Below are 20,779 nucleotides of genomic sequence, written 5' to 3' on the forward strand. Positions count from 1 at the left end.
AAAATCCACTTCTTGTCGTTTCCGCCAAGGCATGATCCCGGACGGCTTTCGGATGTTATGAATCACGTGGTTGAGGATAAGGCGGCGGGACCATTCTCACCCGCGGATCCTGAAAGCGGGCAAGCCTGAAAGGCGCATTGGTCACGCACGTCTCGTCAATCGCCCACCGCGATCCGTCGAGTTAACATGTTCCAGGCTGGTTTCCGGACTCAGAGGTGAAGGCCGTCGCCTTCCCCCCACCCCTTCCCGGGCGATCCGCCCAGTGGTTCCGGTGGGGACTTCCTCTTTACCGTTGCGGGGGCAGCACCGGGATCGACGGTTATCCGCCTCACCGGTTTCCCAATTATCCGATTGAAATCAAAGATGATTTCATCCAGCACCTGCAACAATTCCCGATACCGGGAATACCGTAAGATCTAGCAGCCGATCCGGGAGCACTCCGCCCTGTAAGCGGCATCAATCTGGAAAAATGCGACTGGATTAAAGAAAACCGGGACGGCCAGGGGAAAGCCGTCCCGGTTACAAGGGACATCGGTCAACTCAGCCGGGTCAGGGAGGGGACAGGGGAGATCATGAGGCCCTTTCCCGGCAGGAGATCACGTGACCGCGCCCGGTCGTTCCAAAAATCTATTCCTGTTCAGCGGCATCCGCCGCCGCATGAAGATGCGCCACCAGATCGGCTTCCAGGCCCATCCTTGCCGCCAGCATGGCCAGATAACCCTGTTCCGCCGGGCCATTGCGGTCAACAATCAGGACTGAGGCCAGATAAATTTCCGCCTTCTGCTCCGGACAGTCGACAGACCCGGCCACGGCTTCGATATCCATTGGCTTGGCAAGCTCTGTTTCAACAAACTGGCGGTGGCTGTTTTCCAGGGACAAACGGCCCAACTGTTCAGAAATGCGCGCGCGCTCATCCGGCGTGATATGCCCGTCCGCTTTTGCCGCATTGATCATAGCCCGCACCAGCGCAGTTCCCAGATCATCCTGTGCGGCGGCAGCCTGTGGCAGGAACGCGCTGTCCGCCGGCGCAGCCAGGTCCGCCTCATCCAGGGGCGCAGGAGCTGTCGCCTTATTATTCTGCCAATCGCGATAGGCCTTATAGGCCAAACCGCCAACCAGGGCGACGCCGCCCACTTTCAGGGCCTTTTTCGCAATCTTCTTCGGTTTTTTGCCACCCAGCATCAACCCAGCCAGGCCACCAACCACCGCTCCGGTCGCCAAGCCGCCTTTGCCGCTCAGCATGGATTGAAGATCGACACCGGTACCGCCGCCGGCCCCGCCGGCGCCCTGGCCACCCAGAAACTGATTGAGAAGTTGGCCCGCGTTTTTCATGCCGTCATCCATTTCATCTTGTCATCATTCACATTTAGGCAGATGGGGAGGCGGAATCCTGGTTGCAATAGTCCAGAAACAAAACGCCACAAATTTGCCTCAATCCGGCCCCCGTCGCCCAAAACACCTGAAAAACGGGCAGATGATTTAGATCACTACCCTTTTTAAGCGTATTTTGATAAAGTCGGAGCACCATGGAATTTTGGCTGTACACGGTATCTGCAGAGCAGAATGCGTGAACAGGGGCCTAGGGTAATAAAAAAAGTCAGTGGGGTGGATAGTTAACAGCCGGACCGGGACCATTCGGACCCGGTTTGCCGGTTTGTGCTGCAAATACCGTGTTCCTTGCAATTGGGGGAAGGAATGCGCAATGACCCTGCACACCCCGGGAAACCGGCGGACTGTATAATAAAAAGTGATTTCCGGGCCTTTGACCGGAATTACGAAATCACGGCTCAGAAATATCTGGACAGCCTGAAACAGCTGCACACCCCTTTCCGGCAGAAGGACACGCCGGAATTATCGCTTCAGGCATCCCAGCAATATTACATCTATGCCAAATGGCTGGCCCGTTATACCGCGCATTGGCACAGGTTGAACCGCCAGATCGAACGGCTGGAAAACAGTTTCCTGTTGCCGGATCAGAGCTATGTTTCCACACAGTCCCCGGATGACGGCTCCTGGGGCTGGCATTATCAGGAATTTCATCACAAGCTGGATGCAACGATCGGACGGCTTTATGAGCTGGCCGAAGAAGAAAGGGCCCCGCGTTTCCCCCTCGATTTCCTCAAACCCATCTCCAACAAACGGCGTATGCTGGAATATCTGGAAAGCATGCGGATTTCCAACATCGCCGAAACCGGGCGCAACCAGCGCGATGAATTTGGCGGGGTGGTGTCCTGCCTGGCGCAAATCTGTTTCAAACCGGTTTTGCGGAATTATGTCCGGCGCTATGTGCCGGAACTGCACCTGACCGATAAATATGTCGATGCCTTTGAGCGTTTCCTGGATGACTCCCAAAACCCAGAAACCGGTTATTGGGGCCCCTGGTATGAATCGAATGGCACCCTCTATCGCTATGACGATCTCAGCTACACTTTCCACATCATCTCTTACCGCAAGGGAAATATTCGGGGCTGGCGCAAAATCATTGAAACCACATTGCTCAACAGCCAACGCGAATATCCCAACGGCTGGCTGGTCGGAGGCAAGTTCAACAACCATAACAGCTATGATGTGACCAAAATCTTCCGGTTCGCCTGGCCCTATATGACCGCCGCCGAACAGGAACAGGCCGCCGCCGCGATCCGACGCATGCTGCATTGGTGTCTTTATGACTCCATGGATCCGGAAGGTTTCTTTCACTGCCGCGACGGTTTTTACCATTCCGTTGAAAATGCGTTCTATTTCGGCATCGCACTGCTGGATGAAACCGGTTTCTTTGACCGCAACAAACGGTTTTGGACCAAGGAACATTTTGTTCCGAAACCGGAATTGCGCGAACGGATCGCCCATTACCTGGCCCAGTTGAACCAGGCCGATGACATGGTGACCGCAGCCTGGTGGAAACTGGGCTGCCATATCAGCGAGATCAGCCCGTGTCATAATGAAAAAGACCAACAACCCGTGGTCCACTGAGGTCCAGCGGTATCGGAGAGAAAGAATGAAAGAGCAAACTTTTCTGCAAGGCGCCCCGATCAGCCATATCCTGGGTATGGCCTGGACCAGTATGGTCGGATTGGTGGCCGTGCTGATGGTCGACGCACTGGATCTGTTTTTCCTGAGCCTGCTGGGCGATGTGGAAATCATCGCCGCCCTGGGTTTTGCCTGGCCGGTGATCCTATTCATCCTGGCGCTGTCGCTCGGTTTTTCAACAACCATGATGGCGCTGGTCGCGCGCGCAGTCGGGGCCGGGCGCCGCCCACGCGCTCGCCGCTTGGCCTTTAATATCCTATTATTCGGCCTGATCTTGAACAGCCTTCTGTGTCTGGTGCTGTGGCTTTTCACCCCGGAAATAATGGCCCTGTTCGGCGCGGAAGGCCGGGTCCTTGACCTGGCGATCGGCTATTTACGCATTATTTTGCTGTGCCTGCCCATCGTCACGATCAGCATGGCAGCAGGCGCGCTGCTGCGGGCCATCGGTGCCAAAAAGCGAGCCATGGCCGCCAAATTATCCGGGGCATTCAGCAATGCCATCCTGGATCCGATCTTCATCTTTGCCATGGGGTGGGGCATTGAAGGGGCCGCCTGGGCCACCGTCTTATCCCGTCTTTTCATCCTGGCAATCGCCCTGCATGGGGCGGTTAGCGTGCATAACATGGTGGGGCGGTCCGGCTGGCGCGGGTTTCGCCTGGATTTGAAACCGATCCTGGGCAATGCCATCCCGATCAGCCTGGCCAAGGCCGGGCCGCCCATCGGCAGCGCCTTCGTCATTTCCGCCATGGCCGCCTATGGCACTGAAGCCATGGCCGCGATGGCGGTGATTGACCGAATCACGCCTTTCGCCTTTGTCGGCCTGGCCGCCCTGCCCCAGGCCATCGGGCCGATTGTGGGGCAGAATTTCGGGGCTGGTCAGACCGAACGCATCCGCGCCGTCTGGCAACAGGTGCTGGGTCTGATGATTGTCTATATGCTGATTGTGGCGCTGGTCATGGCCTTGGGCCGGGACTGGCTGGCAATCCTGTTTGGCGCCTCGGGCGAGGCGGCGGCCCTGATCGGTTTTTTCTGTATCTGGATCGTACCGCTCTATTTCTTCACCGGCGTTCAATATGTCGCCCACACTTCCTTTAACGTCACCGGAAAAGCCCCCATGGCAACCGCCTTTGATCTCGCCCGGGAAACATTAGGCGTCATTCCGTTTGTCTGGCTGGGCAGCCATCTGTGGGGGGCTGAGGGCATTTTGATCGGTCTGGGCTGTGGCATGGCATTGTTTGGACTGCTGTCAGGCACGGTCTCCTACCGGATCGCCGTGCAGCCGCCGCAGCCAAAAAGCCGCATACTGGCCCACGGTCACGGATAGGGAGAAAAGCGGCCGCCATAAGCCATATCAGCGCAGAAGGGCGATCCGTCCCCCGTCGGCATAGCGCCCAAAGATAGCGTCAATCCGACCTTCGGCCTTCATCTCCATCAATGTCCGGTTAATATCGGCCAGCAGGCGGGCCTTGCTTTTATGCAGCTTGACCGCCATCGGGGCCTTGCTCAGCTGCATGCCACGCTGGAAATCCTCGCGCACGACCCCTTCTTCTTTCACAAAATGGCTGAAAAGAAACTCATCCAGCAGCAATCCATCCACCCGTCCCAGCCTTGCCATTTTAAACAGCTGAAGCGGTTGACTGACCCGCGCCCGGAACAGGTCTCCGCGTTGAAACGCAGATGCCAGGGCAGGATAGGCATAGCCGTTCACATGAGCCAGCTTCAGCCCTTGCATCTCTGCCACCTGCATGGCCCCTTCCCGGATACCGGCGCGCAGATAGACGAATTCCCTCAGATCAAACAGACTGTTGGAAAAAACCGAAACAGCCTGATTATTCTCATCATTCCAAAGCGGTGAGTCTAAGGGGATCACATCAATATCCCCATGTTCAAACATAGCAATCAGCCTTTTAACCGGAAAATGCCGCATCTTGAGCCGATACCCGTTCCGCGCTGCCAGTTCACGGATGATATCGACCGCAATCCCCCGATATTGTCCGTCTTTCACCATGGCAAAAGGCGGCCATGGGTCGAAGCCGACGCTCAGATCCTCCTCTGCGCATGCATGGCTCTCATGGAAAAACAGACAGATGATAGCAATCATCCACCCCCGGAATGATACCCTTGTCAATTGAGTATGCCCTTTGATCAGCCAATCCTTAGATTGCAAGCTTATCGCACTTGTGTGAAACCAGAATGACAGCCCCGATCATTTTCGGCGCATTATCGCTTGACCCGGGTTCAAAGCCTCACTAACGTTGGCGCCATGAACATGAACCGCGCATATTGCCCGCTGCTAGGCCTACTACTAGGCGCCTGATTTCCCTCAGACGGCATGACCGCCTGCGCCCTTCGCGGCACCTTAAAAACAGCAGCAGCAACCGGTTCGACAAAAGATGTCCTTTAATTTTTCACCCAACAGCATTAAAACGCCCGTATTCTGCGGGTCATCTTTGGCTGCGCCGAATTGGGGTTTGTCCTTCTGGACGCAGGCTCTTTGGCTGCGACTAAGGGGCGGTCGCCGGGTCCTTGCGGCTTCCGGTGACCGTGACGGTGCCGCCCCCCGAGATCACAAGATGTAATTTGACGCTTCCCAGGAGCTTGAGACCGATGGCAAAGATGCCCGTTGATAAATACAAACCCTTCACCCCGATCAATCTCCCCGACCGCCAATGGCCGGGACGGGTGATCGAACAGGCCCCGATCTGGTGCAGTGTCGATCTGCGCGACGGCAACCAAGCCTTGATCGAACCGATGGGTTCGGAGCGCAAACGCCGCATGTTCGAACTGCTGACCCGGATCGGCTACAAGGAAATCGAGATCGGTTTCCCCAGCGCCTCCCAAACCGATTTTGATTTTGCCCGCGAGCTGATCGAAGAGAAGATGATCCCCGATGATTGCGCAATCCAGGTGTTGGTTCAGTGCCGCGAGCATTTGATCCGACGCACCTATGAAGCAATCGACGGCGCGAAAAATGCCATTGTGCATTTCTATAATTCCACCTCGACCCTGCAGCGCCGGGTGGTGTTCAACCAGGATCGCGAGGGCATCAAGGAAATTGCGATCGAGGGCGCAAAGCTGGTCAAGGAATTGGGCGACCAGGCGGAAGCGAAGGGCACCAACATGCGCTATGAATATAGCCCGGAAAGCTTCACCCAGACCGAGATGGACTATGCCTTGGAAGTTTGCGAGGCGGTCATGGATGTGATCCAGCCGACCCCGGAGAAAAAGCTGATCATCAACCTGCCGGCCACGGTGGAGGTTGCCACCCCCAACGTCTATGCCGACCAGATTGAGTGGATCTGCCGCAATATCAAGAACCGCGATTGTGTGACCATTTCCGTCCATCCCCATAACGACCGGGGTACCGGTGTTGCCGCAGCGGAATTTGCCATGATGGCGGGCGCGGACCGAGTCGAGGGCACGCTTTTTGGTAATGGCGAGCGGACCGGCAATGTGGATCTGGTAACACTTGGCATGAACATGGTCAGCCAGGGTGTTGACGCCGGCATTGATTTCACCAACGTGCCGGAAATGGTCAAAACGGTTGAATATTGCAACCAGTTGCCGGTCCATCCACGCCACCCCTATGGCGGTGAATTAGTCTTCACCGCCTTTTCCGGCAGCCATCAGGATGCGATCAAGAAAGGCCTCACCGCCTTGGAGAAATCCAACAGCGGCGTTTGGGAGGTGCCCTATCTGCCGATTGACCCGAAAGATGTCGGTGCCAGCTATGAGGCGGTCATTCGCGTCAATTCCCAGTCCGGCAAGGGCGGGGTCGCCTATCTTCTGGAGGCGGATTACGGCATCAAACTGCCGCGCAAACTGCAGATCGAATTTTCCGGCGTGATCCAGCAGCATTCGGACGAGACCGGCAAGGAGATCACCAGCCAGCAGATCTGGGATCATTTCAATGCCGAATATATCGGCAATGAAGCCCCCTATGCCTTTATCGATCATCGCACCGTCCCCGACACCCATGCCAGCGAGATCCGCGCGATCACGGCCAAGGTCAAACGCGACGGTGAGGAGATCGAAATTCACGGCAAAGGCAACGGCCCGATCGACGCCTATTGCAACGCGCTCAAAGACGAGGCCGGTGTCGATATCAAAGTGCTGGATTATTCCGAACATGCGGTCGGCAGCGGCGCGGATGCCGCAGCGGTTGCCTATGTGGAGGCCCGCACCGCCGACGGTCGCACATTGTTTGGTGTAGGCCGTGATAAAAACATCGTCTCCGCCTCCCTGAAAGCCGTCACCTGCGCGGTGAACAGGGCGGCCGGTTAAACTTCTAGCCACGTTCTTTTTGTCGGTTATTGAGCCCCGGGGGTATCCTCGGGGCTTTTTTATGTCTCCACTGGTTGCGTTCTTTACTAAAAACTACTATAGCGGGATTATCGGTTGATAAATCTCCTATAAATTGTTTTCTTACAATCTGTTAAGCAGATCCATCTTTTGGGGAAAGGGGAAGGGTAATGAGGTTCAAATCACGGCAGCTGGCCCATGCAGCGGTCCTGGCTTTGTTGGTGCCGGCCTGTGCGCTGGCGGCAAGCCCGTCAAAGACACCAACCGCAGAAGAAGCCGCCGCTTTTATCCGTCAGGTTGAAGAGACCCTGGACGAAAAAAGCCAGGCCAGCACCCTGGCCGCCTGGACACTGGCCACCGACATCACCCCGGAAAACCGGGAAAAATCCATCAAAGCCGATGCGGAATATTCCCGGATCCTGGTGGATCTGATTGAACAGTCCAAACAATATCAGGGGCTGGATCTGGATCCAGTGACCGCGCGAAAGATGGGTCTGTTGAAACGGATGCAGGCCATCCCCAAGCCCAGTGATCATGACAAATTGGCGGAGCTGGCCCGGCTGGAAGCGACCTTAGCTGAAACCTATAGCCTGGGCGAGTTTTGCCTCAAGAATGGCGATTGTTTCGATGGCACAGGCGTTATCGGGAGAATGGCAAAAAGCCGGGATGAGGCCGAGCTGAAGGCGCTGTGGGCCGGATGGCGGGAGATCGCCCCCCCCATGAAGAAAAACTACGCCCGCCTGGTCTCTCTTTCCAACGAAGGTGCGCGCGAGCTGGGTTTTGCCAATACCGGTGAATTATGGCGCAGCGGCTATGACATGCCGGCCAAGGACTTCCCGGCGGAAGCCGAACGCCTCTGGCAGCAGGTGCGCCCGCTTTATGATGCCCTGCATTGCCATACGAAAGCGAAATTGACCGATTATTACGGCCAGGATGTGATGCCAAAGGACGGCACAATCCCCGCCCATCTTCTGGGCAATGTCTGGGCCCAGCAATGGGGCAATATCTATGATATTGTCGCCACCGGTGATTCCGGACCGGGGTATGATCTGACCCTGCTGCTGGAACAGGAGAATTACAATGCCCGCAAAATGATGCAGGCGGGCGAAGATTTCTTCGACAGTATCGGCATGGGCACTTTGCCGGCCAGCTTCTGGCAGAAATCCCTGCTGGAAAAACCGAATGACCGCAAGGTCGCCTGCCATGCCAGCGCCTGGGACATTACCCGCGATGATGTCCGCATCAAAATGTGCACCAGCGTGAATGCCGAGGATTTCCAGACCGTCCATCATGAACTGGGCCATATCTACACCTATATGGCTTACAAGGATCAGAGCCACCTGTTCCGGGACACCGCCCATGACGGGTTCCATGAGGCCATCGGCGATGCCATCGGCCTCTCGGTCACCCCGAATTATCTCCGGCAGATCCGCTTGCTGAAAGCAGCGCCAGAAAAAACCGACCAGGTCGACTTCCTGCTGAACCAGGCTTTGGACAAAGTCGCGTTCCTGCCCTTTGGTCTTTTGGTGGATCAATGGCGCTGGAAAGTTTTCTCCGGTGAGGTGAAACCGGAAAACTATAACCAGACCTGGTGGGAATTACGCCGCCAGTATCAGGGGATCAGCGCGCCGATGACGCGGGGCGAAAATGCCTTTGATCCCGGCGCAAAATACCACATCCCCAACAACACCCCCTATATGCGTTATTTCCTGGCCCATATCATGCAGTTCCAGCTGTTTGAAAAGGCCTGTACCCTGGCCGGACAGGGCGGTGACCTGACCCAATGCTCGCTTTTCGGCAACAAGGAGGTCGGCCGACAGCTGACCGCCATGCTGGAAATGGGCGCGTCCAAACCCTGGCCCGATGCCCTGGAGAAATTCACCGGCAGCCGACAGATGGATGCAGGTCCCATGCTTGCCTATTTCAAACCGTTGAAAAGCTGGCTGGACGAACAGAATAAGGGCCGGTCCTGCGGCTGGCGCTGATTAAAAACTCCCCCTCCCTCAGTATGTTAACGGGGTCCGAATTCGGGCCCCTCTTTTTTTGAGGCTTGCGATAAGAGCGCTTTCATTCGCCCCCCTTCTTGCTCCAGCAAGCTTACTCAATAATCCAGCCATAACTATTGTTCATGCAATTGACGTTAAAATCCCGGATCAAACATATGAACATGAAGTCAGCCGCTCAAAGCCTCGCACTCCTGATCGGCAGTCTGGCCTTTATGGCCATTCTGCTTGAACTGGTTTTGCGGATGATGCCCGTCAATGAAGGCTTGAGCTTTGCACCGGTCAATCAGCAATCCCCGGTTTTCCACGCAAACGGGTATCAGACGATTTCCTATTCGCTCGGCTGGGACATGTTCAATGCCCGCGAAATTCATATAAATCAGGCAGGTTTCCGAAACGATCAGGAATATTCCAACGACACATCCACACCCACGATCGGAATCATCGGAGATTCATATGTTGAAGCCGTGCAGGTGGATTACCAGGACACATTCTACGGACGGCTGTCTGAAGAATTCAGCGATCGCCTGAACGTTTACAGTTTCGGTTTTTCCGGTGCCCCTTTGAGCCAGTATCTCATTTGGGCAAAACACGCACGTGAAGAATATGGCGTGGACTATCTGAATTTCGTGATCATTGCCAATGACTTTGGTGAAAGCCTAGCAAAATACAAAAAGGGGCCGGAATTTCATCATTTCTCTCCCTGTGAGACTGAGGCGCCCTGCCTGAGGCGGGTGGATTACGCCCCGGGCCAGGTCAATTTTTTGGCGCGCCATTCTGCATTGGTCCGATACCTGATCAACAATATGCGTATTTTTTCCGTCCCTGCCCTGGCCCGGCAAAAATGGTCCGAATGGACACAAGACCAGGAGCAGGTTGACTATGTCGCCAATGTTTCAGCAACAGTAAGCCAGGAACGTGTGACAGATTCCTACCGCGCCATTGACGCCTTTCTAGACGCCCTACCGGAAATGACCCAATTGCCGCCCAACCGGATCTCCATGATCATGGACGGCCGGGATTGTTCCGACGATGGAGCCGTATTCAATGCCAGTTATTTCAACCTGATGCGGATCTATATGGCCCAGGAAGCCCAAAAGCGCGGCTACACTGTCCTGGATCTAAGGCCAGCCTTCCGAAAAGATTATGATCTTCATGGATCCACATTCGAGGCCCTGCGGGATGGCCACTGGAACGAACGCGGCCACCAGCTGGTCGCACGGACTTTGAGTGATTTCTTAAAGTCACAACCGCTGAGCCAGGCCGGAGACGCACAGTGATGGGAATATTCTCACGGTCCGCAGGCTATTGACCTCCGGGTCGCGTGACATGCTGGCAATAGTGCAGGCCTGCCTTTTCCCCGCCGCCCACGCTTAATTCCTTGGAAAGGAATTTGGCTTATCATCTGGCCGGGAGAAGAGATTGATAAACCGGACTTTTCCATGCTCTACAAAACCGTCTCCAGCCCGGCCTTCCTGATCCTCATTTCATTCGGTGTCCTTTTTGGCGCGGTCTCGGTCCTGGATGAACAGCTGGATTTCCTGCTGAGCAACTATCACATGAATTTCATGCCCCACGAGATCAGCCTGGAAAATGAGATTGTGATCCTGATCGCCACCTTCGGTGTCATGCTGGAACATCGCTATTGGATCATCGAAAAAATCCACGGATCTGCCATTCCGGAGAAAGAACGACAATTGGACAGCGGTATCCAGCGCGATGGCGTGGCCCTCATCCTGGTGGCGGTCATGCTGGAACTGACCGCTTCCACCTTCAGCGGCATCAATTTCTGGATCAATGATGCCAGCCTGCTTAAATATGTCGAGATCCTTGTCCTGCTGATTTTCAATGCCATCGCGGTCTTGCTGATCTTCCGCTTTTTGCTGCGCATGACCGGATTCCGGTAAATCCATTTCAAAGATCGCTACAAACCTCGGTGACTAATAGGTGCTTCAAGCCCTTTTAATGACATGGTAAAAGATCTGGAGCTGAGCACGAAAAAAGAAATCCACCCTCCAAGCGTCATAAAAAACAATAAGAGATTAACCCTTACATCACTTAGAAAAAGATGATGCTCAATTGAAGCTGGATCATCTGAACCACATAAATAGCTCATACTCAGATCAAAGCAGTAGCTGGAGAGACGCCAAGACAGGAAAAAGAGCAACGGCCAAATCAGCTTTCTCCATTCTGGTGCGCATCGCCCGATATAGGTTCCTCCCCAAAAGAACAAATACATCACCAGATAAAGAATGGCTGCAATCAGACTGTATTTGGATGATTCTGCGATCAAGCGGCTTTGTTCTCCACCCGTTATTATCTTGGTACAGCCATCCAGGTTGACCGCACCTACAACCGCTATTCCTGCGGACAAGAATAAGAAGAGAGGAAAATAGACCACACCTGGCCAGATTCTTGGGAGATGATTTTCAGCAGCCACTCTAACAGACCATTTTTCTTGCAACTAAAAGCCTCTCTATATCCCAATTATGGCTTTCGTTAGACAGCTGAAGACATATTGAAACCTTCTTCAGAAATTGTGAACTATGCCAGGACTGAGATCAGTCCTGGCAGGATAAAAGTTCCAGGTCAGCGCAACCTTTCCGCCCAGTTTTTCCAATCCGCCAGTTCACCGGCTCGCGTCTCGCCGCCCTGCGCCAGGAAAAGCTCAACGCGACGGTCAAAATCCTGCCCCTTCACCAAATCCCGGAACAGCCGGTTATTGGCAATGAAATCCGCCTGCCGGTCGTCTTCCATGAGATTGACCGCCGCCTTGTTCCGGGCAATGGCCTCCGGTGCGTAACTGGCAATCCGGGTGGCCAGCTCTTCAACAAACCCATCCAGTTCATCTGCCGGCAAGGCACGGTTGATATAGCCATATTCCGCCGCCAGGGCCGCCTCAAAATCACCACCGCCAAGGCAGATTTCCATGGCCCGCGCCCGGCCCAGCTTGCGCGCCAGATAGGCCGCCGCCCCACCGCCCGGCAGGATGCCGATGATGATCTCCATCTGTGAGAGCATCCCTTTGCCCTCGGCGGCAAAACACATATCCATCGCCATGGCAAATTCGGCCCCGCCGCCTCTGGCCCGGCCTTCAATCTTGGCAATCGACGCCTTAGGCATGCGGCGGAATTTTTCCAGCAGGCCTGAATAAAGCGGCATTTCCTCACTGTCATAGGCCCCTTGATCGCGGAAGTCCTGCAACAGCGGGAAATGCGCGTGAGAGAGGAAATAATCCGGGTTGGCGCTTTGGAAAACCATGACCCTGACCTCGTCATCCGCTTCCAAAAGATCCGCCAGCCGGACCATTTCCCCGACCAGGGACATGTCGAGCAAATTAAGCTCGCCATTGTCAAAAGTGATCCAGGCCACGCCATCGGACTTGCGGACCGCCAAAGTTTCAAAATCGCTATACATTTTATTTTCCTGTCTTTCCGGTTTCGGTTCCCCATCTGGGACAGGTCATAAATGCCCTTGCATATATTTAACTAAAAGTGATGATAGTTGAGATCGAACTTAACCAAATGGAACAATGTCGCGCTTTTCCCAATATCAGACCTTCATCGCCATCTTGGATTCCGGCTCGCTGAGCGGGGCGGCACGGGCATTGAATATTTCCCCTTCCGCGGTCAGCAAACAAATCGGCCTGCTGGAACAGCAGCTGGGGAGCCAGCTGCTGCTGCGCGACAACCGCCGGGTCAGCGCTACAGTGGAGGGGGCCGCCTTTTACAAAGCCGCCAAGGATATCCTGGCGCGGGTGGCGGAAGCGGAAGACGGTATTCACCGCAACCGGTCCGAGATATCAGGCCTGATCCGGATCAGCTGTTCAAAATCCCTGGCTCGCTCGCCCCTGTTCGATCATCTGGCAGCTTTTCGTGCCGAACATCCCCTGATCCGATACGATATCCGGATGACAGACCGGATTGAGAACCTGGACGGGCTGGATTTCGCCTTCCGCCTTGGCGCGCTGGGCGACAGCAGCCGTCATTTCGCCAAGCGCCTCGTGCAATCCCGGCTGGTCTGCTGCGCCAGCCCCGCCTATATCGCGCGCCATGGAAAACCGGAAACGCTCAGCCAATTGAACGATCATCCCCTGATGATCCTGATGCCGGACAATCTCTCCGACCAGCTGCGCCGTTTCCTGCGCGATGAAAAGATCATCCTCGACCGCCAGCGCCATCACGGATGCGACGATGTGGAAACGGTTTATCAATCGGTGCGCGCAGGCCTTGCGCCCGGTTTGATGCTATCGCTAACGATTGAACAGGAAATGCGGCAGGGTCTGTTCATTGATCTGTTGCCCGATGAAAATCTGCCGGTCAAGGATCTTAGTCTGGTCAGCAAGGATCTCTCGCTCGCGCCCCGGAAACACCGCCTGTTCCGGGAATTCATGACCGCATCCTTCCAGGCTGCCCCTTAGCAAAAGCGTTCGAAAAAGCGGGTCGCCTGCAGATCATGCCAGGGTTGCTCACTGCCCTGACCATGGAAACCCACATGGCCGCCCTCACGCGGCAACAGGGTGGTGATTTTCGGATTATACGGAAGCGCCTGATAGCTTTCGAACGGGATCCAGGGGTCGTCCTGGGCATGGATCATCAGGGTCGGTGTTTGAATGGACCCCAGATAACCGCGCGCGCTGTTTTCCTGATAATAATGATCGGCATCGCGAAAGCCGTGATAGCCCGCCACCACCAGATTATCAAAATCATAGATCCGTTGGATCTGTCCCAGATCTCCGCCCGGCACCGGTTCCAGCATCCGGGGAAGCGGTTTCAACCCCATTAGCATGTCATGCAGCAGGACCTTGTGATAGAGGAAATTCCGGATCTTTTCGATCCGCCGCTGGGCCAGTTTGAGTGAAATCGGGGCCGAGACGGAAACCGCGGCATCCAGACCGGATTCGGGCCCCGTCTCACCCAGATATTTCAACAGCATATTCCCGCCCAGCGACACCGCCATGGCCACCATGCCGTGGCGGCTTTCCGGGCGATTGCGGAAATGGCGCACCACCACAGAGAGATCCGCGCTCAGGCCCGCATGATACATGCTCTGTGCCACAGAGGCCCCGGGGCCGGCACCGCGCAAATTCAAACGCGCCACCGGATAACCCTGTGCCAGGAAATGTCGCGCGGTAATGACGATATTATCGCTGCCCTCACAGCCAGTGAGGCCATGGATCAATAGAATCAGCGGACGGTCCTGAGCATCACGGGCCGGTCTATTCACGGCGACACGGAGGTGGTCACCCGGACTGTGCGGCAGAGCCAGCTTCACAATTTCCGCCTGGCCGGTCAGCCGATCCCGCAGTGGATTGATCAACCGCCGGGTCATTCGGTTGCGGAGCGTCTGCAGATCCCCACCGAACCAGGGGCCTCGCGCCCGGAAATCCTGAAATGTCAGTTCCATCTCATCAATTGCTCTCAATTAGCCAGCCGCATCAGACCGGTAAAACCCGACCGGGCCGCCACCATGTTTCTTGTTACGGTTTTGCGAAGCCAAGCAGTTCATCTTGCCTGATATCTGTGACTATCTTATGAATTTCAATAACAAACAAAAAAATTGGCAGGCCCATGAACAGGGGCGCTTATCCGCAGAGGGAGAGGGTATTCAATGGTATCCGGTGACAATGAATTGTTAAACCGCCTTCAATCCCAGGGGATTGATGATGAAATTCTGGCATCCGCCAAATCTTTCCAACCACTGCTGGAAAAGAATATTGATGCCATCCTGGAACGGCTGACCGCCTATATGATGACGGTGGACGGATTGCGTGACGTGGTGCGCGACAGCGTCCAGGATAAAAGCTATCACCGCATCACCAAGGATCATTGGCTGTCGCTGTTTTCCGGCACTATCAACCAGAGTTATTTCGACGCCACCCAAGAACGGGGCCGGGCGCAATCACAAATGGGCATGCGGCCACGCTGGCTGATGCGCAATTACAGCTTCCTGCAATCGGAACTGAATTCGGTTGCGGTTGCCGCCTTCAAATACCGGCCCAAGCGCCTGGCCGGCATCTTGGATGCGATCAACCGCATGGTCTTTCTGGATCTGAATGTCCGCCTGGCCGTCTATTTCTCGCTGGCGGAAGAATCCGCTGTCATGCGCCGCCACGAAGACCAGAAACAAATGCGTGATTCCTTCGAGCGTAGCCTGCGCGGCCAAATCAACCAGATTGCCGATCATGTGGCCGATATTGATCCTGTTTCTCATTCCATGGCGGAGATTGCCGAAAATGCCGGCAGCCGGGGTGAGCAGGCGGTCAGCGCCTCAGAAGAAATCTCGCAGAATATCAATTCCATCGCCTCATCGGTTAGCCAGCTTTCCGCGTCGATCGGCGAGATCGGACAAAATGTCTCTCAATCCTCCAAAATCGCGGAACGTGCCGTTAAGGAGACACATGATACCGATGTGCATGTGAAGGGGCTGGCGGAGGCCGCCGACCGGATCGGCGAAGTGGTCAATCTGATCTCCGATATCGCCGAACAGACCAATCTTCTGGCGCTCAATGCCACCATTGAAGCTGCCCGCGCCGGAGAGGCCGGGAAAGGGTTTGCCGTGGTTGCCAATGAGGTCAAGAGTCTGGCCAATCAAACCGCCAGCGCAACCGAGGATATCACCCAACAGGTGAATGCAATCCAGAACGCCACTTCCAAGGCCGTGGCGGCGATCCAGAGCATCGGTGAAACCGTGCAGGAAATCAGCGCCAATTCATCGGTCATCGCCAGTGCGGTCCATCAACAGGATGCCGCCACCAGCCAAATCCATCACAATATCGAAAGCGCCGTCAGCCGCACCGAACAAGTGGCCGGCAATATCACGGAAATGAGCCGGATTGCCGGACGCACCAAAGAGGCCAGCGGCTTGTTGCAGGAAAAAGCCTCCGGGCTGTCCAGCGCCACCAACGGGTTGCGCCGGGCCGCGGACCAGTTCCTGACCGAACTGGACCCTGCCGACTGATGCCGGTCATGGATATCCCGGCGCCAATTGATTGGCTGGAAGCACATTCAAGATGCCTTGCCGACAGTTATCGCCATTGGACCGGCAAGGGTCTTATTGATCCGGGGGACATCCCGCTAGCAACCGCATTATGGCAGGCACCATACATTCTGGTCTCCCATAATGGAGCCAGTGATCCAATCCTGAATTACGGTAACCGCGCGGCCCTGGATCTTTGGCAAATGGATTGGCTGGATTTCACAAAAACCCCGTCTCGCTATACGGCTGAACCGGACAAGCGCGCCGCGCGGCATGAAATGCTGGCACGGGCCGGGGAAAGCGGCCTGATCACCGATTATTCCGGGATCCGGATCTCCTCCAGGGGGCAGCGTTTCATGATCCGCCAAGCCACCATCTGGACCCTGCTGGCCCAGGGCGCGCCCTGCGGCCAGGCCGCGATGTTCCATGATTGGGATTATCTTTAAAACCGTTTCTCACGCCGCCGCGCGAGAGGATAGTTCCTGATTGATTCTGGCGATCTGCTCCTCGACCGATACCGGCATATAGGATGTGATCTCCAACGACCGGTCTTCATAGACATCCCGGTCCGGATGCTTTTCCGCCCATTCAGCCACCACGCGGTCGCGCTCCTCCAGCAGGGCCACAATCTGGGGCCTGAACAGGATGATCATGGCGCTGATCCAGCGGTTGGTCGGCCAAGACGGCCAGGCATGGTCAATCTCGAAATGATCCAACATCGATACGACATCCGATGCCTTGAACCAATTTTCGCCCGTGACCCAGCGGTTGGTGGAAAAGAGAATGAAGGGATAGCCCGCCGGCACCATGGATATGGCAATCAGATGGGAGAGAATATCATCACCCTCGGGTACTTTCGCACTGCCCTGGTCGGCCAATGGCTGGATCTCCGCCGGGATCCCCTTGCGGCGCATGAAGGTGTGGAAATGGCCATGTTCGTTATCCACCCCGCGATGGGCATGATAGTAATATTGAGCATGGGTATCACGGTCATATACATCCCCCTTGGGATAATGATCCCACTCGAAGAAGGTATCCGCGGTTTTCAACAACTCCCCCACCACATTGGCATTCACCTTGGTCAGCACATGGTAGCATTTTAGGATCTCCGCTCCCGCCGCCTGCATTTTGCGCAGTCGGTCCGGGGCCAGATCGCGCCAATGCCGGTCATCCATAGCCAAAGGTTTATCCGCACCAAACTCACCGTTCATCCCAGAACCTCTTTTCCTTACTTCTGTTAACTATCATCCTTGAAACCTCCTGGCGCATCAAGAGAACTGTCTCACTCCAGATCCCGAACCAGGCGAAAGCCCACCAGGATATGTTTCAAATCCTCCGGTCGGCTATGTCGCGCCGCCGCGCGGCAGATCCCGCATCCTTTGTCATCCCATGAACCGCCCTTCACGATTCGCCGCCCCGGCCCGGCAGCCGTCGCGGTCCATTCAAAAACCTGACCCGCCATATCCATCACCCCGAAGGGGCTCTGGCCCTCGACGAAATGACCGACGGGCAGGGTGTCAAACGGCCCCCGATCATGGCTGTTGAGCCGGACCGCATCAAATTCGTTTCCCCACGGGAACCAGCGACCGTCATCGCCGCGGGCGGCACGTTCCCATTCCGCTTCAACGGGCAGCCGCCAAGGCTGGCCGGTTTTTTCCGACAACCATTGGGCATAGGCCTCCGCATCTGCAACTGAGACCAGCACCACCGGGTGATCTGCCCGGCCCTGCGGATATTGCTGCCCCTGCCAGGCATGCCTTCTGGTACGGGAAAAGGGGTGGATCAAACCATATCCCTGCCAGGTATCCGACGTGACATCGGGAGATGGATGGCCGGTATCCATGACAAAGGCCTGATACTCCCGGTTGGTCACCAGATGGCGCAAGATCACATAGCCGCCGGTTTCTTCCGGCCCATAGGGAAACTCATTTTCATACCATTGCTGCGCACGGGTCCGGCTGTGGCCATAGGCGACCTCATCCATGTGATAAGCCGCCTCGCGTTGGGCCCGGCCGGATCCACGCATAAAACTGCCCGCCGGAATGACCTTGGCCTCCGGCTCAGCAGCCATGGCCTGCCCACCGGCAGCCATTTCCGCGGTGATGAGCAGGGCAAGCATCACTCTTGATATGAAGGAAATTCTACCGATCCGCATTCACCTTAATCCAGATAACTGCACCTGGCCGCAATCTAGAACAACCGGCCAACGAGCGCCCGTCACGGATACTCACATTCATTTGAGGGGACTTTATTCGCCTTTGCCAGAGCCCTGCGCCAGTCTTAGGCCGTGGGTTAAGGGCAACCGAACTCAAGAACCAAAAGCGGCGATCGCCGCAGCGAGAACATACGAACCAAGGAGTGACTGAAGTGAAGTCGAACAAATCAAAAATGCTGACCGGCACCATGATGGGGTTGATTGTAGGCGCAAGTGTCGCGACCCCGGCCCTCTCTGCCACCTATAACACCGACAGCGCAGCAAACCCGGCCGCCATTTCCAAAGCCAGCGCGCCGCTTCAAGTCGCGTCCGGCTGTAACCCGTGCAATCCCTGCGCAGCGGCAAATCCGTGTAACCCGTGCAACCCTTGCGCGGCGGCAAATCCCTGCAATCCATGCAACCCGTGCGCCGCAGCAAACCCGTGCAATCCATGTAACCCTTGTAATCCCTGCGCGGCGGCAAACCCGTGCAATCCATGCAATCCCTGCGCGGCAAACTAAAAATTGGAACTACAGTGATGCCACCGTCCCTGACCGTGGCATCACTCATTTCAACCACCAGGAAAAACAGGACTAAAAAGGGGAGAAATGCCTCATGAGAACCCATCAATCAAAACTGCTGTCCGGTACCGTTGCCGGTCTGATCGTCGGGGCTGGCCTGACCGGCGCCTCTATGATTCCGCTGTCCAGCATGAGCTTTGCCGCCTCCCCCAGTTCAAGCCAACTTGAAAACCCGGCGGCCAAGCCCCGCCCAGCGGCACATGACATTCAATTGGCCTCAGGATGCAATCCCTGTGCGGCAAACCCGTGTAACCCATGCGCCGCGAACCCGTGTAACCCGTGCGCCGCGAACCCGTGTAACCCGTGCGCCGCAAACCCGTGTAACCCGTGCGCCGCGAACCCGTGTAACCCGTGCGCCGCAAACCCGTGTAACCCGTGCGCCGCAAACCCGTGTAACCCATGCGCCGCAAACCCGTGTAACCCATGCGCCGCAAACCCGTGTAACCCATGCGCCGCAAACCCGTGTAACCCATGCGCCGCAAACCCGTGTAACCCGTGCGCCGCCAGTGCAGGCAGTGTCTCAAGCTGTGTGATCCCGCGCCTTGGGAATGCCGGATATAACCCCTGCAACCCCTGTGCTGCTGTGAACCCATGCAATCCCTGCTCGGCTGCCAATCCGTGCAACCCTTGCGCCGCAGCTGCCGATATTGAGATCACCGCAGCGGAAGCCAGCGCCGTCTATGAGTGTCTCCAGGCCGAAATGGCCGGCTATTCCCGGTCGGGACTGGATGTGGCCAGCGCCTATCCCGGCTGGACCAATGTGGCAACCGCTCCTTACCCGTCCGATACCCATGGCGGTCGGTTCGTGAACAACTATGTGAATGCAGTCGGAGCCGCCGCCTATCAGAAATACGAAAATATCGGTACCGCACCGGTCGGTACGGTGACCGCCAAGGATTCTTTCCTGGTCAAACCGAGTGGCAAGACCTCCGTCGGTCCGCTTTTTGTTATGGAAAAAATGGCCGCAGGGTTCAACGGTGATACCGGTGACTGGAAATACACCATGATCATGCCAAATGGTTCCGTGGTCGGCGTCACCAATGGCAAAGGGGCCAAGAACGTCGCTTTCTGCGCGGATTGCCATAATGCCGCCGAAGACCAGGACCGATTGTTCTTCCTGCCGGAAGAATTCCGGAAATAGGAAAACGCACTCCCCCCCTCAGGGATAACTGGGCGGCATCGTCACGGATGCCGCTCTTTTTCATTCCCGTTTTAAGAACAGACGATAACTGCCCTGGGCAGTCGCCAGCAAAGAGCCATTGAGATCCCCCTGATACAGTTGCATGGATGTATGCGCGATGGTCTGACCATGGCCATCCACACACCCGGTAGCCACCAGGCGCCCGGACCCGGCCCCGCCGATAAAATTGGTGCTCATGGAAATGGTCGCGATCCTTGAGACCGCTAGTCCCAGCCGATACACCGCACCGCCGCCAGCCACATCCAGCAATGTCAGAGGCACACCGCCATGGGCAATGCCATATTGGTTGAGATGATGGTCGGAAAGATCAAGCGACACTGCCCAGCGATCCCCGTCCAATTCCTGAAACTCATACCCGACCAGATCGCCAAAGGCACCGGTCCATGGCAGTTTTCCTATAGCATTTCCCTGTTTTCCCAACCCTGTCTGCATCCAAGCCTCCCCTGCTTGTGACGGCACATCCCGTTTCTCATCAGGCTAGCCTGCCGGTCGT

The 20,779-nt window shown here is 56.0% G+C and carries 19 protein-coding genes and 1 riboswitch; of the genes, 11 read left to right on the top strand and 8 right to left on the bottom strand.

Going from position 1 to position 20,779, the window contains the following annotated elements; genetic code table 11:
• Positions 1-177: 177 nt before the first annotated feature.
• Positions 178-399, bottom strand: a riboswitch (cobalamin riboswitch).
• A 228-nt stretch (positions 400-627) separates the two neighbouring features.
• Entirely contained in the window at positions 628-1,332 is a 705-nt protein-coding gene (locus tag DFP90_RS16345; RefSeq protein WP_115937617.1) for a tellurite resistance TerB family protein, read from the bottom strand.
• Positions 1,333-1,695: 363 nt separating this feature from the next.
• On the opposite strand from DFP90_RS16345, the gene DFP90_RS16350 reads away from it, so the two are divergent.
• Entirely contained in the window at positions 1,696-2,970 is a 1,275-nt protein-coding gene (locus DFP90_RS16350; protein ID WP_115937590.1) for a hypothetical protein, read from the top strand.
• 25 nt (positions 2,971-2,995) lie between these two features.
• A complete protein-coding gene (locus DFP90_RS16355) occupies positions 2,996-4,351 on the top strand; it encodes an MATE family efflux transporter (protein WP_181905408.1) in 1,356 nt (451 codons plus the stop codon).
• A gap of 27 nt (positions 4,352-4,378) precedes the next feature.
• Here the strand turns inward: DFP90_RS16355 and DFP90_RS16360 are convergent, their stop codons facing one another.
• Complete coding sequence (locus DFP90_RS16360; protein WP_115937592.1) at positions 4,379-5,128, bottom strand: substrate-binding periplasmic protein; 750 nt, start codon at positions 5,126-5,128, stop codon at positions 4,379-4,381.
• Positions 5,129-5,634: 506 nt separating this feature from the next.
• On the opposite strand from DFP90_RS16360, the gene leuA reads away from it, so the two are divergent.
• The 4 genes from leuA to DFP90_RS16380 all read left to right on the top strand — a co-directional run bounded on the left by leuA (position 5,635) and on the right by DFP90_RS16380 (position 11,239).
• The gene (gene leuA, locus DFP90_RS16365; protein WP_115937593.1) at positions 5,635-7,311 is read left to right on the top strand and encodes a 2-isopropylmalate synthase; all 1,677 of its coding nucleotides are present in this window, start codon (positions 5,635-5,637) and stop codon (positions 7,309-7,311) included.
• Between the two features lie 188 nt (positions 7,312-7,499).
• Positions 7,500-9,314, top strand: a complete 1,815-nt coding sequence (locus DFP90_RS16370; RefSeq protein ID WP_115937594.1) for a M2 family metallopeptidase — start codon at positions 7,500-7,502, stop codon at positions 9,312-9,314.
• Between the two features lie 176 nt (positions 9,315-9,490).
• The gene (locus DFP90_RS16375; RefSeq protein ID WP_115937595.1) at positions 9,491-10,612 is read left to right on the top strand and encodes an alginate O-acetyltransferase AlgX-related protein; all 1,122 of its coding nucleotides are present in this window, start codon (positions 9,491-9,493) and stop codon (positions 10,610-10,612) included.
• 162 nt (positions 10,613-10,774) lie between these two features.
• Positions 10,775-11,239, top strand: coding sequence for a hypothetical protein (locus tag DFP90_RS16380; RefSeq protein WP_115937596.1), 465 nt, complete (start codon positions 10,775-10,777; stop codon positions 11,237-11,239).
• Between the two features lie 17 nt (positions 11,240-11,256).
• On the opposite strand, the gene DFP90_RS22705 is transcribed toward DFP90_RS16380, so the two are convergent.
• Together DFP90_RS22705 and DFP90_RS16385 are read right to left on the bottom strand one after the other, a co-directional pair.
• A complete protein-coding gene (locus tag DFP90_RS22705; RefSeq protein WP_147301040.1) occupies positions 11,257-11,796 on the bottom strand; it encodes a hypothetical protein in 540 nt (179 codons plus the stop codon).
• A gap of 125 nt (positions 11,797-11,921) precedes the next feature.
• Positions 11,922-12,749: an enoyl-CoA hydratase/isomerase family protein gene (locus tag DFP90_RS16385; protein WP_115937597.1), complete on the bottom strand. Its 828-nt coding sequence runs from the start codon at positions 12,747-12,749 to the stop codon at positions 11,922-11,924.
• Positions 12,750-12,864: 115 nt separating this feature from the next.
• Between DFP90_RS16385 and DFP90_RS16390 the strand changes: the two genes are divergently transcribed.
• The gene (locus DFP90_RS16390) at positions 12,865-13,752 is read left to right on the top strand and encodes a LysR family transcriptional regulator (RefSeq protein WP_115937598.1); all 888 of its coding nucleotides are present in this window, start codon (positions 12,865-12,867) and stop codon (positions 13,750-13,752) included.
• Here the strand turns inward: DFP90_RS16390 and DFP90_RS16395 are convergent.
• Entirely contained in the window at positions 13,749-14,738 is a 990-nt protein-coding gene (locus DFP90_RS16395) for a YheT family hydrolase (protein WP_115937599.1), read from the bottom strand. The two genes, DFP90_RS16390 and DFP90_RS16395, sit on opposite strands and share 4 nt — an antisense overlap.
• Positions 14,739-14,942: 204 nt before the next feature.
• Between DFP90_RS16395 and DFP90_RS16400 the strand changes: the two genes are divergently transcribed.
• Together DFP90_RS16400 and DFP90_RS16405 are read left to right on the top strand one after the other, a co-directional pair.
• Positions 14,943-16,292 (top strand): globin-coupled sensor protein, encoded by a 1,350-nt coding sequence (locus tag DFP90_RS16400; protein ID WP_115937600.1) that lies wholly within the window; start codon positions 14,943-14,945, stop codon positions 16,290-16,292.
• Positions 16,292-16,756, top strand: coding sequence for an MEKHLA domain-containing protein (locus DFP90_RS16405; RefSeq protein ID WP_218044702.1), 465 nt, complete (start codon positions 16,292-16,294; stop codon positions 16,754-16,756). The genes DFP90_RS16400 and DFP90_RS16405 overlap by 1 nt, the downstream gene beginning before the upstream one ends.
• 9 nt (positions 16,757-16,765) lie before the next feature.
• On the opposite strand, the gene DFP90_RS16410 is transcribed toward DFP90_RS16405, so the two are convergent.
• A complete protein-coding gene (locus DFP90_RS16410; protein WP_245957097.1) occupies positions 16,766-17,521 on the bottom strand; it encodes a DUF6969 family protein in 756 nt (251 codons plus the stop codon).
• A 71-nt stretch (positions 17,522-17,592) separates the two neighbouring features.
• Positions 17,593-18,465: a formylglycine-generating enzyme family protein gene (locus DFP90_RS16415; RefSeq protein ID WP_115937601.1), complete on the bottom strand. Its 873-nt coding sequence runs from the start codon at positions 18,463-18,465 to the stop codon at positions 17,593-17,595.
• 853 nt (positions 18,466-19,318) lie between these two features.
• Between DFP90_RS16415 and DFP90_RS22940 the strand changes: the two genes are divergently transcribed.
• Both DFP90_RS22940 and DFP90_RS22945 read left to right on the top strand, forming a co-directional pair.
• On the top strand, positions 19,319-19,618 hold the full coding sequence (locus DFP90_RS22940) for a hypothetical protein (protein WP_181905410.1): 300 nt from the start codon (positions 19,319-19,321) through the stop codon (positions 19,616-19,618).
• A gap of 50 nt (positions 19,619-19,668) precedes the next feature.
• Complete coding sequence (locus DFP90_RS22945; RefSeq protein WP_181905411.1) at positions 19,669-20,226, top strand: cytochrome P460 family protein; 558 nt, start codon at positions 19,669-19,671, stop codon at positions 20,224-20,226.
• 60 nt (positions 20,227-20,286) lie between these two features.
• Here the strand turns inward: DFP90_RS22945 and DFP90_RS16435 are convergent, their stop codons facing one another.
• Positions 20,287-20,718 (bottom strand): PaaI family thioesterase, encoded by a 432-nt coding sequence (locus DFP90_RS16435; RefSeq protein ID WP_115937603.1) that lies wholly within the window; start codon positions 20,716-20,718, stop codon positions 20,287-20,289.
• Between the last annotated feature and the right edge of the window lie 61 nt (positions 20,719-20,779).

This window comes from Aestuariispira insulae, from assembly GCF_003385955.1.
GTDB classification, from domain to species: domain Bacteria; phylum Pseudomonadota; class Alphaproteobacteria; order UBA8366; family Aestuariispiraceae; genus Aestuariispira; species Aestuariispira insulae.

What these genes read in the sequence shown, in the direction of transcription:
- DFP90_RS16385 (WP_115937597.1), bottom strand. Translation starts at nt 12,749, where the DNA reads ATGTATAGCGATTTTGAAACTTTGGCGGTCCGCAAGTCCGATGGCGTG.
- DFP90_RS16415 (WP_115937601.1), bottom strand. Translation starts at nt 18,465, where the DNA reads ATGCGGATCGGTAGAATTTCCTTCATATCAAGAGTGATGCTTGCCCTG.
- DFP90_RS16410 (WP_245957097.1), bottom strand. Translation starts at nt 17,521, where the DNA reads ATGAACGGTGAGTTTGGTGCGGATAAACCTTTGGCTATGGATGACCGG.
- DFP90_RS16350 (WP_115937590.1), top strand. Translation starts at nt 1,696, where the DNA reads ATGCGCAATGACCCTGCACACCCCGGGAAACCGGCGGACTGTATAATA.
- DFP90_RS16390 (WP_115937598.1), top strand. Translation starts at nt 12,865, where the DNA reads ATGTCGCGCTTTTCCCAATATCAGACCTTCATCGCCATCTTGGATTCC.
- DFP90_RS16355 (WP_181905408.1), top strand. Translation starts at nt 2,996, where the DNA reads ATGAAAGAGCAAACTTTTCTGCAAGGCGCCCCGATCAGCCATATCCTG.
- DFP90_RS16345 (WP_115937617.1), bottom strand. Translation starts at nt 1,332, where the DNA reads ATGAAAAACGCGGGCCAACTTCTCAATCAGTTTCTGGGTGGCCAGGGC.
- DFP90_RS16380 (WP_115937596.1), top strand. Translation starts at nt 10,775, where the DNA reads ATGCTCTACAAAACCGTCTCCAGCCCGGCCTTCCTGATCCTCATTTCA.
- DFP90_RS16370 (WP_115937594.1), top strand. Translation starts at nt 7,500, where the DNA reads ATGAGGTTCAAATCACGGCAGCTGGCCCATGCAGCGGTCCTGGCTTTG.
- DFP90_RS16400 (WP_115937600.1), top strand. Translation starts at nt 14,943, where the DNA reads ATGGTATCCGGTGACAATGAATTGTTAAACCGCCTTCAATCCCAGGGG.
- DFP90_RS16375 (WP_115937595.1), top strand. Translation starts at nt 9,491, where the DNA reads ATGAACATGAAGTCAGCCGCTCAAAGCCTCGCACTCCTGATCGGCAGT.
- DFP90_RS16435 (WP_115937603.1), bottom strand. Translation starts at nt 20,718, where the DNA reads ATGCAGACAGGGTTGGGAAAACAGGGAAATGCTATAGGAAAACTGCCA.
- leuA (WP_115937593.1), top strand. Translation starts at nt 5,635, where the DNA reads ATGGCAAAGATGCCCGTTGATAAATACAAACCCTTCACCCCGATCAAT.
- DFP90_RS16405 (WP_218044702.1), top strand. Translation starts at nt 16,292, where the DNA reads ATGCCGGTCATGGATATCCCGGCGCCAATTGATTGGCTGGAAGCACAT.
- DFP90_RS16360 (WP_115937592.1), bottom strand. Translation starts at nt 5,128, where the DNA reads ATGATTGCTATCATCTGTCTGTTTTTCCATGAGAGCCATGCATGCGCA.
- DFP90_RS16395 (WP_115937599.1), bottom strand. Translation starts at nt 14,738, where the DNA reads ATGGAACTGACATTTCAGGATTTCCGGGCGCGAGGCCCCTGGTTCGGT.